The organism is Marinomonas spartinae, from assembly GCF_016461715.1.
In the GTDB taxonomy this organism is placed as follows: Bacteria; Pseudomonadota; Gammaproteobacteria; order Pseudomonadales; family Marinomonadaceae; genus Marinomonas; species Marinomonas spartinae_A.
Genome location: NZ_JAEMUI010000001.1, coordinates 328,824 through 343,773, shown reverse-complemented (window position 1 = coordinate 343,773; position 14,950 = coordinate 328,824). Strand labels below are relative to the sequence as shown.

Here is a 14,950-nt window from a genome sequence, read left to right as displayed (position 1 = left end):
ACACAACGGATTTACGTCAAGCCAACAGAATGTATTACAAACAAAGACAATAAGGATAACTAGCGCGAGTTATCGCTATAAATCCAGCTCAATCACTGGACTTTTCGAGCGCGAACAACAAGGCATAATAAACTTCCCTTCACTATGCTCCTTATCCGTTAGAAACACGTCACGGTGATCAGGGGTGCCACTAATCACCCCCGTTTGGCAAGTGCCACAGACACCGGACTCACAAGAGACGGGAACAAAGATGCCGTTGTTTTCCAATACCTGAAAAATCGTTTGATCTTCTGCCACCTCTAACAGCTCACCCGTGCTGGCAATTTTTACTTTGAAAGCCGTATTGGTCGCATCGCCTTCAGCCAAATCAGGAGCTGTGAAATATTCACGATGCACCCGTTCATCAGGCCAACCTAAATTCTCTGCCTGCTGAATAATATGACTGATAAAATCAGCGGGGCCACAAACATACAACTCACCGTCCATAGCATTTTGAGACAGTACATTGACCACATCCATACGACCGGATGACGGTACTTGACTGTAGTGAAAATGCATTTTATCGGCAAACGAACCGGACTCAAGCGCCCTAGCAAATGCGGCGGTATCAGGAGACTTAGCACAATAATGAAACTCAAACGGCAGCCCCATTTTGTGCAACTGCTGAGCCATTGGAAGCAATGGCGTCACACCAATGCCACCGGCAATTAACAAGGCTTTGCGCTTAGTTTTCGCTAGTGAAAAATGATTACGCGGGGCACTAATATTGAGCTCATCCCCAACCTTTAAGGTGTGCACTTCACGGGAGCCGCCTCGGGATTGGGCATCTTTCAGCACAGCAATCTCATAATATTGCGCTTCTGACTGCATACGACACAAGGAATATTGACGAATCAAACCGCTTGGCAAATGAAGATCAATGTGTGCACCCGCTTCATATGGAGGTAAAGCAGAGCCGTCTTGGCTACCTAGAACAAGACGCACTACATTCTCAGCTTCTTCTACACAATTTCTAACAACAACAGGAATCATCCATCCCCCTACATTTAAAGCCAAACTAAGCAAAGGACCTCATGCGCATCCCTTCACACTCTGACTATAACATTTACACCACTCGTCTAAGGCTTTTACGATAGAAAACCACATGGCTAATATATCGCAAAAGCCCCACCATTTAATCTAGCTCACATTACGTGCTTTTAAAAAGACACTTCTTGTAATGGGGCCGATTGCTGTGCTCCAGACGAACGTTTAGACGGATTTGCCTGCTCTTGCTGAGCTCTTTCTTCATTGATAATACGGTTGATCACACGACGGGATTGTACCCCTCCGGCATCAATATCAAGTTTTAATAGCTGGTAATCAGGAAAAGCCAGTAAATTCTCTTGTTGACGTTCCAACACCTCTAAATCTTCTGCAAAGATTTTGCCTTGTCCTTCACGAATAGAATCCGTTAAGGCTTGATCTTCGGGCTTAAAGTGTCGCGCCATTCCCCAAAAATACCAAATAGAGGTTTCGGTTTCAGGGGTAATGAAGTCCACCACAATACTACCGGCTTTTTTGTTTTCTGGCGCTTCAAAACCACCATGACCGGCATGGGCAACACCAACATCAATTAACACATGGGAAGGCGGAGTAAATCGACAGATTTGCCAACGATCTACTGGCACATCATCAGCTAAACCATTAGCTCGAAGAGCGGCTTTCCAGAACGGCGGAGCCATAATATTTTCCATAAAGCGACTGGTAATAACAGTATCGCCGTCTACTTTGGTTGATACCGGTGATTCATCGATTTCTTTTTGGCCGATACTGGTGGCGTGTACATAGGTTTCGTGGGTCAAATCCATCAGGTTATCAACCATTAAGCGATAATCGCAATTGATATGGTATAACCCACCACCATAAGCCCACTCAGGGTTAACGGCCCATTCTAGGTGCGGAATCAACTCTTTATCGGCTTTGGTTTGGTCGCCTGGCCACACCCAGATGAATCCGTAGCGCTCTTCAACCGCGTAAGATTTCATACAAGGAAAGCCTTGCACACGCTGGAGTGGCATCTCTTTTGTTTTACCATCCGCGCCCATCTTCAAACCATGGTAACCACAGACTAACAGTCCGTCTTCCACATAACCCAACGATAAAGCAGCTCCACGATGAGGACAAAAGTCCAATACAGCCGCGATTTCATTATTATGCGAACGGTAAAAAGCGATATTCTCGCCACAGATCTTGCGACCCAGTGGTTTACTACCCGCCACTTCGTCAGACATCGCAGCCACATACCAAGCATTCTTAGGATAAGTTTGTTCTTTCATGTTTTCTCTCCTTTTTATTTTTCTTTTTAAGCGCTTCACACGACGGCAGTGCATTGAAGCGTCTTACCAGAATACCAAACATTGGATCCAATATAGACAAAAAACAGATAAAATAAAACAGATTAAGCTAAAATGGATCCAATAATAAAGAGAGAAAATAATGTTTTAAACCACAACAGTTTGATTAATAAGCGTTTATTGCACCTTTCTTATTTCTCATCTTTACACTTTTTTTAAGATAAAATAGGAGCACATTGCACTGCCCCCCATACAGCGCATCGACATAGCAATGCATTCAATTAATTTCAACCGATACGAACAAAGGACAACCATGAGCAAACCCGGTCAACAAGTTATTAGCCGCCTACGACAAATGATTCTTTCTGGTGAGCTTCCCGCTGGGCAGCGTCTGGCCGAAATTCCTACATCGGAAGAACTAGGCGTCTCGCGAACCCCTGTGCGTATCGCGTTTCGAACGTTAGAGCAAGAAGGGCTATTAACGAAGCTACCAAGGCGAGGCTATATCGTTAGGCAAGTCACTCAAGAAGAGATAACAGGCTCAATTGAGGTAAGAGGAGTATTAGAAGGCTTGGCTGCTCGACAAGCCGCTGAAATTGGGTTATCTGACGCTCATAAGGAAGAGCTAATCTATTTGTTAAAACAAGGGGATGCACTCTTCCTAAATGGCACCATTGACGAACAAGACCTTGAGCAATACCACGACATCAATAAACGTTTTCATCAAATTATTATTACGGCAAGCCATAATCCAGCCATAGAAGAAGCATTGAGTCGCAATGAACACCTACCCTTTGCCTCCATCAGTGCATTAGCGTTTGATAAAAATAACTTATCACGGGAATATCGACGATTTAACTTTGCTCACATGCAACATCATGCTGCCGTCGACGCCATCATTCATGGACAAGGAAGTCGAGCGGAAGCCATCATGCGAGAACACGCCAATGCCACCCTAGGTTATGCCAAGATTTTCTGTGAACAAGAAGGCAATGAAAACGAAATGCAAGTGATTGGCCGAACTAGCCTGTAGACCTTTTTCAACCATTCATTGCATGACATCATGACAATCTAGGACAGGTTAGGATTGCCTAATGACACCTCAAGAACATTGCTGCCTTCTCGAACGGGTTGTCCCACCATTTCGTCATAGGCACTTTGGTGGATTAACACCATCTTAGCGACTTGCTTGTCTTTAAATAACGACTGTAAATCCAGCTTATTATGACTGGTCAGACAGCGCCCTTTATCATTCATCACAAACACTTCTTCGCCATCTAAAACCACCGATACTTGATATAAATTCGACTCAAGGGAATGGATCTTAACCTTATCAAACATGGCAACCTGACTAATCTCATCTAGAGTCATAACGTCGTCCTATCTTCTAGTGAAAAATAAAACCTTCTTAACAACCAATACGTTGTCATTATGTCGCTGGTTTACTTTTTTTGCGTCACATCAAATGAAATGTAAACCCATCACGTTTTCACAGAATAACCGTTTATCTCATGCTATGGTTAAAGAGTGAATATTAAAAAAAACGTCTACCCACTAGAAAAGGAGAATTCCCTTTGAACAAAGAGCAGCTGCATGAATTATATGCCTACTCTAGCGATGTCGAACACGCACTCAAACGCATGCAATGCGCCATTGAAAAGCCTGAGAGAACGCTAATCGGATTAACAGGTGGCCCAGGGTCGGGGAAAAGCACGTTAGCAAGCTATCTTTCATCACGTCTGGAAGAAATCCAACCGGGGCAAATGATTTGTCTCTCTATGGATGGCTTTCACTACTCAAAAAAAGAGCTCAGCTTATTACCTAATCCAGAAGAAGCCTTTTCGCGTCGAGGTGCCCCATGGACATTTAACAGCGCCGCTTTTATCGAACGCCTTAAGAAAGTAAAGAATGGCTATCAAGAAGAGGATGTGGCTTGGCCAAGTTTCGACCATAAAGTTGGCGACCCTGTCGAAAATGATTGTCTTATTTCAAAAGACATTAAACTAGTCTTCGTGGAAGGCTTATATTTACTTCACCAAGAAGATGGCTGGGCAGAGTCTACTGCACTTTTTGATCAGCATTGGTTTTTAGACGTTCCTCTTGAAATTGCCATAGAACGCTTAGCTCAGCGACACATGAAAGCATGGGGATATACGCACGCTCAAGCGATGTCAAGGATCCAAAACAATGATGGCTTAAACGCTGGCATCGTCGCAAAAAGCAAACCAAGAGCAGATTGGATAATGACTATTTAATCATCGGCTTCTTCCAACATAAGCTAACGAAATTCAGTTAGCTTATTCCACCTGTTAACCTTCACGTTATATGTGTCATGTCTTCTGGTCTGCAATGGTCTCAGCACTGCGCTCAAAGGTGAGATTAAGGCGAATAAACATACCTTTGATGGCTTCGACTTGTGGCGACTCTCCAACAGCGGCAACTAATTCATTGTAGAGCACCGCACTCGTTTTACTAAACTCATCATCATGTTGACCTTTTGTCGCTAGTAAGAAGGCATCGGCTAAGGCATTTTGCCATTGATCTAAGGACGTTAAATGTTTGCCTGCTAGATTTTCACAGATTGCATGCAGACGAATCGAAACATGGCCAAGATTAAGCGCACTCAAAGCAAGATCCGTAATGGCACGAGACTTAGAGCCCTGATCATAAGTAGTTAACCGTAAAAGTCGATCCGCCATGCGTCGGTTATACCATGCCACAGGCGTCGTTTGTTGGTTAATATCCAACAAGTCTTGGTAGGTCGCCTTAAAAATTCGATGCACCAATAACTGAACACTCGGCCCTCTGATTAAGTGAAACACCCAAAACAGAATACATACCCCAGTAAAAATAGCCATGCCTGCACTTAGGGTATAATCAATCGAAAAAGGTCGAGTCATCCCTCGACCTGGACTGACCAAAATGGAAAAAGGTATACAAAAACCCAACCCATAGGGCAAGGTTTGTCGGTCTGCAAGCAGCAACAAGCCAATAAAATAAGGCCCAGCTAATACCAGAAGAAGAATTTCCAATTGCCCCGAGCTTTGTGACAGTAAATTAAGCGCATAAAAAAGCGTGACGAACACCGCTACTACCACGCCAATCAACAAACGCTTCAGCATTACTCGCAATATAATCAGCGGAACGCGAGCCAACATAATAGAAAAGATGACAGGTAAAATCATAATCATCAAGGCTGCATTCGATCCGGTGCTCACCCAAATAGCGGCACCGATTAAAAACACCACACTGGTACGAAACCCAGTCATTAGCCCTGCTAATGGGTCACGGTAACTCTGCATCCTCGGTTCATTAAGTAAGGTACTGTCCCGCGCTTCTAGCGCTCGATAAGCCCTTAATAGTACGGTCAAATCTGAGGTGATTTCCGAACCGATATTGATCACATGTCTCTCAAAAGGTTGGTCTGCATCATTATTGGCGCGAAAATCCGTCAGCTCTCGACGCAGGATTTTTACTTGATCTAAGCAATAATTAAAATCATCAGATTCTGCAATCTGGGCAAATGCGGTTCTCAACCGATCAATCATCTGAGCCAGAGTGGGAGTCATTAACTCATAATGGCGTCGCTGCAAGCGACCAAAGATTTGTATCAACGCCAACAAAGACAGCACTCTCTGACATATCTGATTGGCTGCTCGGGAGCGTCCCGGCCCTTTTGGTCCTTCATAACTCACCGCACTAGAATTCTCACTAACGACCCCGAGCGTCATCATAATGGCATCGATTTGCTGATGTCGTCCCTCATGAGAGCCTTCTTTATCCAGCTCCGTGACAAGATAGCTTAATGTCTGATTAATGACTGATCGAGATTGGTGTTGTAGGCTGGTTTTTACTTTCATTGGCCAAAACAAATGGCTGACAATACCCGCGCAAATCGCGCCTATGATAATCTCACTCATACGAGCTTGCGCCACATTAAAAACCGCCTGACTACTGGCGGCAGTGGGATTGGCCATCACTAAAATAACAACAATCTCTGCGGTTACTGCCGCCATGGCAAACGCATAAATAAAATTCGCTTGACGTACCATCACAGATAAAGCGGAATTAATACCTAACCATAGCGCTAGAACCCCCAACCCCAAATAAGGGTATGGCATCAGCTGAGTCAACACCAAAATGCCAAACAGCCCCCCAACGATTGTGCCGACAATCTGACAAATGGCCTTCTCAACAACCAACCCCGTTTCAGGACGCATTTGTAAAAAGACTGCCGAGACCAATGCCCAGTAGGGTCGATCAAGGTTTAAAAACAGCGAAACGGTGAGCGCCATCGCCATTGCGATGACACCTTTTAACGCAAAAATGACCGCCTGCTTTTCGGGAAAAAACAGATTCCGTAATACGAGGCTCAAATTCGTCTCCTTAGTGCTGCGCGAGATGAATCGTAGCCGTCATACCCGCGCTGAGTTGAACACCTTTAGGCAACGGATCCAATTTGATATCAACCGGAATACGCTGGGATAAACGAACCCAGTTGAACGTTTGCTGAATTTGCGGCAGAAGCTGCCCATTACTTTGTGTATTCGTATCGGCAATGGCTTTACCAATACTCACCACATGACCGGTTAATGGTTTACCACCACTTAATAACGTTATCTTCGCCTTCTGATTTAAATGAATTAACGGTATTTTGGTCTCTTCAAAATAGCCTGTTATATAAAAAGAGTCAGACTTAACAATGGCAAAAACTGGCTTACCTTGGCCAACATAATTCCCTTGGTGTAGGTTTAAGTTAATGATATAGCCAGAGACAGGAGCATAAACTTGTGTACGGTTTAAATTTATTTGCGCCGATTCCTGTTCGGCCTTGGCCAAATCATACTTAGCCTTGTCTACTTCTGCACTGATGCGCGAGGATTGTAAATCTTCTACACTGATGGCTTTTTGCCGACTCAACTCAGAACGTCGCTCGTATTTATGCTTCGCTAGTTGCCAAGAATACAATGCTATTTCAGTGTTGGCCTTACTCTGATCTAGTGCCGCTTGATAGCGTTTTTGATCAATAGAAAAAAGCAAATCCCCTTTTTTCACTGGTTGATCATTGACAATGTCCAGCTTAGTCACCCAGCCAGAGACATCCGGTGCAACCGTAATAATATTGGCCCGTACACGTCCATCACGCGTCCATGGAGAATGCATATAATCATTCCAAACCCAGCGTCCTGACAATATTGCACACACTATCACCAACAAAGTGATCAACATTCTTATTGACTTCGTCATTGAGAAAACCTTCCACCTAATAAATACACGGTTAGAGCCAAATAACAAACAAACAAAGACACTTCAAACCATGCCACTTTCCAAATACGATCATGCCAATCTAAGCGATGTAAAACAAAACGGGTACAAGCCGACATTAAGAAAGCAATAGGACAATAAACGACCAGCGGGCTAAACTCTAATCCACCTAAAACAACAGCCTGAAGCATAATGAATATCCTGTCATTATAGAATTCGGGAGGGAGATCGAGGAAATCAGTCGCTTGCCAATATCAAAACAAGCAGAATAATCTCCCCTCTCTAAGCATAGAATTATATCGGTCTGATACCAAAAAATTGTGCAGCTAACAACGAAATAAAAAACAATTATAAGCGGTATATCATAACCAAATAACAATGGGAAAACGCAACCATCGCTCATGCCATACAATACTAATAATTTAAGTAAAACAGAACGATTAGCTAGTGAAAAAGCGCACGATATTTTCAAATGCCACTCGGCAATATAACTCGTAGCTCTGTTTCTCAACATAACCAATATGTGGCGTTGCCAAGACATTTTGCAGCGATAGCAATGGATCTGCCGCCCCTAGAATAGGCTCTTGCTCAAATACATCCACAGCGGCAAAGCCAGGATGACCAGAACCGAGTGATGCCAATAACGCCCCATGCTCCACTAATTCAGCACGACTGATGTTTACAAACAACGAATCCGGCTTCATTAATGAAAGGTCGGCCTGTGTTACCACACCGGTTGTCGCTTCGTTTAATCTTAGGTGCAAAGACAGTACATCGGCTTGAGCAAAGAAGGCCTGTTTAGACTCAGCCGCTAAATAGCCCATTTCCTCTGCTTTTTGGCGAGAGGATTCACTCCCCCATACCATTACCTTCATACCAAATGCCGTCGCATATCGGGCAACACGCTGACCAATTTTACCAAAACCCCAAATCCCGAATACTAGACCGTCCAGTACTCGTCCTAATCCCAGAGAACCTGCTGCTTGCCATTTCCCCTCTTTTAATCCACTGGCATAAGGCACAATATGACGTGATGCCGCCATCACCAATGCCCAACACAACTCTGCGGGCGCAACAGGTGATCCCACTCCTTCAAGAATGGTAACACCATGACGTTGGCAAGCTTCTACATCAATGTGGTGACTGATTTTTCCGGTTTGACTGATGACCTTTAAGTTGGGCAGAGCGGACAAAAACGCTTCATTAATTTGCGTTCTTTCACGAATCAACACCACCCCATCTACTGAATCTAGCGCTTGAATTTTTTCTTCTTGCGTCAATATATCACTGACAATCATCACCTCATGCTCCACCAAGAGAGACATGCAATTCAGGTCTTTAATCACATTTTGATAATCATCCATAATGGCAATTTTCATACTAGCTCCACTCACATTACATCATTAGGGAAAGGCAAACGAGTATCCATTTGCCATTCAATATTAAGATCCGCATACTCAGGATGACGCCATAAAGATCCGATCGCCACCAGCTTCTTTTCGCCAGTTGCATCACTAATAAAAATATAGGGAAGATGATCTCGCCACCAATTAGGAATCGACAAATCATTAAGCCATTTCTTTAGCTTACGGTGCTGACTGTTATCCATCAATAACTCTCCTCCTTGAGGACGCGCCAGCAACTTACAAAATCGACTTTTACCCAGTCCTGTGATGCGTATTTGATCAAAGGCACGGCGTAACCATTCCCCTTCTAATAGAGGTGCTAGGATAACCGGTTCATCAGCAGGAAGAACGTACATCGCATCATGATGACGCCGAATACGTGCACTGGGTAACACAAACTCTGGCTGTTTATCCTGCTCTCCCATCATCATTCTCTCGATGCTCTCTAACTGGGGGTGTGATAAAGAAATATGCTGTGTTTGCAAGAAACATCTCAACCAAAACAGACGCTCGGCCCGTGTCTTATTTTTCAAGAAGGAAAGAACCAAGCCATTCCACTGATTACACCAGTTATTTAACTGCTGCTCAGAGAGCGCCTCTAACATGGCATAGTCTGTCGCAATACGCTGTGAGCTTGAAACAATGCGTTTCTCAAGATGAGAAAAATGCTCTTCCAGTTTAGGTAATATTTTATGCCGTAAAAAGTTCCGGGAGAAACGGGTGTCTAAATTGGACTCATCTTGAATCCAGTGTAATTTGTGTTGCTTGGCATAACGCAGAATGTCACCTTTTGAGACATCGATAAATGGTCGAATCAATTGCGACGCTCCTAGCTTCCTTTCCATCGGCATACCCGACAAACCTTTCCCCCCCGTACCACGCAATAAGCGAAACAATACGGTTTCTACTTGATCCCCCCGATGGTGTGCCAACAATAGAATATCGTTCTCACCAAGGGTTTGTTGAAACGCTTCATAGCGAGCGTTACGGGCCGCGTCTTCAATTGAGGCCTGAGTCTGTAACTGCACACGGTGGGCAACAAAACGCACCCCTAAGTCTTGGCAAACCGTCTGGCAATGCGTTAACCACTCATCAGCATGCTCGCTTAACCCATGATGCACATGCACTGCTGCCAGTTTTTGGCGTTGCTTATCATTAAGTGACTCACATAAAGCATGCAATAAAACATGAGAGTCCACTCCACCGCTGAACCCGACCCACACTGTATCCGCAGAAGAAAACACGCGGTCTATCCAATCTACGCAAAAACTCAGTGAATCAGATGCACTCATTGGCGAGATGAATAAGGACACATCACACTTCAACATTCTCTCCTAGAAATAAACAAAGCCTACAAAAAAGCCCCCTTAAATTAGGAGGCTTTTCGCGTCACACAATGATTATAAACCGTAAGACATCAAGCGATTATAACGACGAGCTAAGAGCTCCTCTTCTGTCAGAGCATCCATACGCGCCAACGCGGCTAACACGCTTTCTTTTAAACTATGAGCAATTTGCTCATGGGCCACATGCGCGCCCCCCATTGGTTCTTCAATGATGGTATCCACAAAACCTAATTCTTTCAGACGCTGTGCTGTGATTCCCATGGCTTTGGCCGCGTCGGCAGCACGCTCAGCACTCTTCCAAAGAATGGAGGCACACCCCTCTGGAGAGATAACAGAGTAGGTACCATATTGCAGCATCATTAACTCATCACACACCCCAATCGCTAAGGCACCGCCTGATCCACCTTCACCGATTACCGTGGAGATAATGGGTGTTTTAAGACGTGACATCACCGCTAGATTGTAAGCAATCGCTTCGCTTTGACCACGCTCTTCCGCACCGATACCAGGATAGGCCCCAGGTGTGTCTATCAAGGTAATAATTGGCATGTTAAAACGCTCTGCAGTTTCCATCAGACGCAACGCTTTACGATACCCTTCTGGACGAGGCATACCAAAGTTTCGCAACACTTTTTCTTTCACTTCGCGACCTTTTTGGTGGCCAATGACCATCACAGGACGCCCATCTAAACGCGCAATACCACCGACAATGGCACGATCATCGGCATAATGGCGGTCGCCATGCATTTCTTCAAAATCGGTAAACACATGCTTGATGTAGTCCAGAGTGTAAGGACGTTTAGGATGACGTGCCAATTGTGACACTTCCCAAGCACCAAGATTGCTAAATAAACTTTGTGTTAAGGCGATCTTTTTCTCTTCAAGACGACTGATTTCATCACTGATGTTCAGTTCATTATCGTTGCCGACTAAACGCAACTCTTCAATTTTTTGTTCAAGCTCAGCAATCGGCTGCTCGAAGGGGAGATAATCTAAATTCATAGTTAATTACACTGCTGTTTGGTTGCCATCAAATACAAAGGCAAAGGACATTTCGCCATTTGCTCTGTCGGCGCGCTCATTGCCGCGCTCTATTGTACAAATTATAAAATGGGGCTAAGTATACACTAGCTGAACATTTTGTTTACCGTATTGTTTCTGAAGTTCGTGAATTAATTCATCATCTGGACGAATTTTCCAATTCGAACCCAGCCGAATGTCGCCACAGGCCTGATCGGTATCAAAGCCAATCACCACATCACAACCGTCACCACGAAAAGGTTCCATGCATTTCGCCAAATTCTGAATGGCAGATTGGGTAACACTTTGCGCTGTCCACGTTATACGCAATGCTTCCACATAACGCACTCGTGCTTGCGCAATATCTAAGATGTTTCGGGCAATGACTTTTTGTCCACCACGAAACTCATCGACCGTAATTTCCCCTTCTACCACCACCACTTCATCTTTCACAATGACGTTTTTAAAGGTTTCAAAGTTATCAGGGAAGACCGTTACTTCAATTCGAGCCGAACGGTCATCCAACGTTACAAAAGCAATATTGCCTCCTTTCTTACTTTTGGTAATACGAAGATCAACAATCAAGCCTGCCATGACTTGGGTATCCCCTCGTTTCGGTTGTAGATCCACTATGCGGGCACGTGCAAAGCGACGAATTTCCTTTTCGTACTCATCTATTGGGTGGCCTGTTACATATAGACCTAATGTATCTTTTTCACCATCTAAACGCTGACGGCCAGGCCACTCATGTCTAATGCCTATTTCATCGTAGGCATTTTCGGTGGTTTCCTCCACTGTAATACCAAATAAATCCATCATACCGGCATCATTATCTTTAGCGGCTTGATCGGCTCGTTTCAAGGCTTCATCGATAGAAGCAAACAAGGTTGCCCGGTTTGGCCCTATTCTATCAAACGCACCTGAGCGAACCAGTGCCTCCATAACCCGCTTATTTACCTTACGACCAACCCGCTGGCAAAAATCGAAGATATGCTTAAACGGCCCGTCTTTACGCGCCTCAACAATCGCTTCAATCGGCCCTTCCCCGACGCCTTTAATCGCCCCTAGTCCATAAACAATCACCCCCTCTGGGGTAACGGTAAATTTATACATAGAAGCATTTACTGAGGGAAGTTCGAGCGGCAGCTTCATGGATCGACACTCTTCCACGAAGATCACGATCTTATCGGTGTTTTGCATATCAGCTGATAAAACCGCTGCCATGAATGGCGCAGGATAATGTTTTTTCAGCCAAGCCGTTTGATAGGAAACTAAGGCATAAGCGGCAGAGTGGGATTTATTAAAACCATAACCAGCAAACTTCTCCATCAAATCAAAAATGTTACCGGAAAGATCTTTATCTATATTGTTCTTGAGCGCTCCCTCCATGAAAATCTGACGCTGCTCAGCCATGACCTCCGGCTTTTTCTTACCCATAGCACGGCGCAATAAGTCGGCGCCCCCTAGGGAGAATTTTGCCAATACCTGGGCAATCTGCATAACCTGCTCTTGATACAAAATGATGCCATAAGTTGGCTCGAGAACAGGAATCAAATCTTCATGCTGATAATCTGGATGAGGGAAAGCAAGCTCAGCACGGCCATGCTTACGGTTAATGAAGTCGTCCACCATGCCTGACCCCAGCGGACCAGGACGAAACAAAGCCACCAAAGCGATAATATCTTCAAAGCGGGACGGCAATAGTTTTTTAATCAACTCTTTCATGCCACGGGATTCAAGCTGGAACACTGCTGTGGTTTCCGCTCTCTGTAATAAGTCGTATACCGACTTATCTTCTAGATCAATCAGGGCAATATCAAGTGGTGGTTTACCAGCTGCCTCATGGATGGTATTAATGTTTTTTACCGCCCAATCCACCACAGTCAGAGTCTTCAGACCTAAGAAGTCGAACTTAACCAGCCCAGCTTCTTCCACATCGTTTTTATCGTACTGTGTGACGAGACCAGAACCATCTTCTTCACAGTAAAGCGGAGAGAAATCTGTCAATTTGGTCGGTGCGATGACCACCCCACCTGCGTGCTTACCAAAGTTACGCACTACCCCTTCAAGGGAAAAGGCCATTTCCATGACTTCGGCAGCGTCTTCATCCCCGGCAAGAAACTCAGGCAACGCGGGTTCTTCTTCCAAAGCTTTCTTAAGAGTCATACCGATTTCAAACGGAATCAGCTTGGACAATTTATCCCCTAAGCTGTAGGGCTTTCCTTGAACACGCGCCACATCTCGCACCACCGCTTTCGCCGCCATTGCACCAAAAGTAATGATCTGAGACACGGCATCACGGCCATATTTACGGGACACGTAATCGATAACTCGGTCTCGGTTATCCATGCAAAAGTCGATATCGAAGTCAGGCATGGAAACACGCTCTGGATTCAAGAACCGTTCGAATAGCAAATCGTATTCAAGGGGGTCCAAATCGGTAATTTTAAGCGCATAAGCCACCAAAGACCCGGCACCAGAGCCACGACCAGGACCAACCGGAATGTCGTTATCTTTTGCCCATTGAATAAAATCCATTACGATCAGAAAGTAGCCTGGAAACCCCATCTGATTGATGATATTGAGCTCAAAATCAAGACGATCCCAATACTCCTGGCGACGCTTCTCGATCCGCTCTCCGTATTTATTCACCAAAAAATCAAGGCGCTCTTGCAAACCATCATAAGAGATTTTTTTGAAGAAATCTTCCATGGTCATGCCATCTGGTACCGGGAAGTCAGGTAGGAAATATTTCCCGAGTAAGACATCCACATTACAGCGCTTGGCAATCTCCACGGTATTTTCTAGCGCCTCTGGAATATCTTCAAACAACGCCTGCATCTCGTCGGCAGTTTTAAAGTATTGCTCTTCAGAATAAAGACGTTTACGACGAGGATCATCCAGTGTCACACCATCATGAATACAAACGCGCGCTTCATGCGCTTCAAAGTCTTCACGTTTCAAAAATCGTACATCGTTGGTGGCCACAACAGGACACCCTAGCTCATTTACCAACGGCACCACAGCATGGATAAAGCGCTCTTCCCCCGGACGACTGGTACGCTGTAGTTCAACGTAGAAACGATCTGGAAACACCGACATCCAATAAGCCAAGCGCTCCTTGGCTTCCGCTGTATGTTCTTTTAACAACAATAGACCTATGTCACCAAACATCGCACCAGATAAGGCAATAACATCTTCGCTGTTTTCTTCCACCCACTCACGTTTGATAATCGGGCGGCCCTCTACTTGACCAATCTGATATCCTTTGGAGATGACCTTAATGACGTTTTTGTAGCCCTTATTCGACATGGCAAGGAGAGTCAGGCGAGATCGTTCTTCAACCACACCATCGGCTTCAAGAACAATATCCGCTCCGCATATTGGCTTAATGCCTTTGTCCATCGCGCCTTTGTAAAAACGCACAAAACCACAAAGGTTATTCTCATCGGTAATCGCTACAGCGGGCATGGCCTGAGCTTCTGTCGTGCCCAGCAGACCTTTAATTTTCACCAAACCGTCTACTAGAGAAAACTCGGTGTGGACACGTAAATGGATAAACGATGTCGACAAAATA

The 14,950-nt window shown here is 44.8% G+C and carries 12 protein-coding genes; 2 read left to right on the top strand and 10 right to left on the bottom strand.

Going from position 1 to position 14,950, the window contains the following annotated elements:
• Positions 1–75: 75 nt before the first annotated feature.
• Positions 76–1,032: a PDR/VanB family oxidoreductase gene (locus JHD45_RS01550; RefSeq protein ID WP_199474393.1), complete on the bottom strand. Its 957-nt coding sequence runs from the start codon at positions 1,030–1,032 to the stop codon at positions 76–78.
• 167 nt (positions 1,033–1,199) lie between these two features.
• Positions 1,200–2,318: an aromatic ring-hydroxylating oxygenase subunit alpha gene (locus JHD45_RS01545; RefSeq protein WP_199474392.1), complete on the bottom strand. Its 1,119-nt coding sequence runs from the start codon at positions 2,316–2,318 to the stop codon at positions 1,200–1,202.
• A gap of 331 nt (positions 2,319–2,649) precedes the next feature.
• Between JHD45_RS01545 and JHD45_RS01540 the strand changes: the two genes are divergently transcribed.
• Positions 2,650–3,369, top strand: coding sequence for a GntR family transcriptional regulator (locus JHD45_RS01540; protein WP_199474391.1), 720 nt, complete (start codon positions 2,650–2,652; stop codon positions 3,367–3,369).
• 38 nt (positions 3,370–3,407) lie between these two features.
• Here JHD45_RS01540 and JHD45_RS01535 read toward each other — a convergent pair whose 3' ends face one another.
• Positions 3,408–3,707, bottom strand: coding sequence for a DUF6482 family protein (locus tag JHD45_RS01535; protein ID WP_199474390.1), 300 nt, complete (start codon positions 3,705–3,707; stop codon positions 3,408–3,410).
• A 203-nt stretch (positions 3,708–3,910) separates the two neighbouring features.
• Between JHD45_RS01535 and JHD45_RS01530 the strand changes: the two genes are divergently transcribed.
• Positions 3,911–4,591 carry an AAA family ATPase gene (locus JHD45_RS01530; RefSeq protein WP_233407495.1) on the top strand — a complete coding sequence of 227 codons (681 nt, stop codon included), beginning with the start codon at positions 3,911–3,913 and terminating at the stop codon, positions 4,589–4,591.
• A 75-nt stretch (positions 4,592–4,666) separates the two neighbouring features.
• On the opposite strand, the gene JHD45_RS01525 is transcribed toward JHD45_RS01530, so the two are convergent.
• The 7 genes from JHD45_RS01525 to dnaE form a co-directional block, all read right to left on the bottom strand.
• The gene (locus JHD45_RS01525; protein WP_199474389.1) at positions 4,667–6,712 is read right to left on the bottom strand and encodes an FUSC family protein; all 2,046 of its coding nucleotides are present in this window, start codon (positions 6,710–6,712) and stop codon (positions 4,667–4,669) included.
• 10 nt (positions 6,713–6,722) lie between these two features.
• The gene (locus JHD45_RS01520) at positions 6,723–7,583 is read right to left on the bottom strand and encodes an HlyD family secretion protein (protein ID WP_199474388.1); all 861 of its coding nucleotides are present in this window, start codon (positions 7,581–7,583) and stop codon (positions 6,723–6,725) included.
• Positions 7,580–7,792 carry a DUF1656 domain-containing protein gene (locus JHD45_RS01515; protein ID WP_199474387.1) on the bottom strand — a complete coding sequence of 71 codons (213 nt, stop codon included), beginning with the start codon at positions 7,790–7,792 and terminating at the stop codon, positions 7,580–7,582. Before JHD45_RS01515 ends, JHD45_RS01520 begins: the two co-directional genes overlap by 4 nt.
• A gap of 249 nt (positions 7,793–8,041) precedes the next feature.
• Positions 8,042–8,980: a D-2-hydroxyacid dehydrogenase family protein gene (locus JHD45_RS01510; RefSeq protein ID WP_199474385.1), complete on the bottom strand. Its 939-nt coding sequence runs from the start codon at positions 8,978–8,980 to the stop codon at positions 8,042–8,044.
• Between the two features lie 11 nt (positions 8,981–8,991).
• Complete coding sequence (gene tilS / locus JHD45_RS01505; protein ID WP_199474383.1) at positions 8,992–10,335, bottom strand: tRNA lysidine(34) synthetase TilS; 1,344 nt, start codon at positions 10,333–10,335, stop codon at positions 8,992–8,994.
• Between the two features lie 72 nt (positions 10,336–10,407).
• Positions 10,408–11,355, bottom strand: coding sequence for an acetyl-CoA carboxylase carboxyl transferase subunit alpha (gene accA, locus JHD45_RS01500; RefSeq protein ID WP_199474376.1), 948 nt, complete (start codon positions 11,353–11,355; stop codon positions 10,408–10,410).
• Positions 11,356–11,469: 114 nt separating this feature from the next.
• Positions 11,470–14,946: a DNA polymerase III subunit alpha gene (gene dnaE, locus JHD45_RS01495; RefSeq protein WP_199474375.1), complete on the bottom strand. Its 3,477-nt coding sequence runs from the start codon at positions 14,944–14,946 to the stop codon at positions 11,470–11,472.
• Positions 14,947–14,950: the final 4 nt, after the last annotated feature.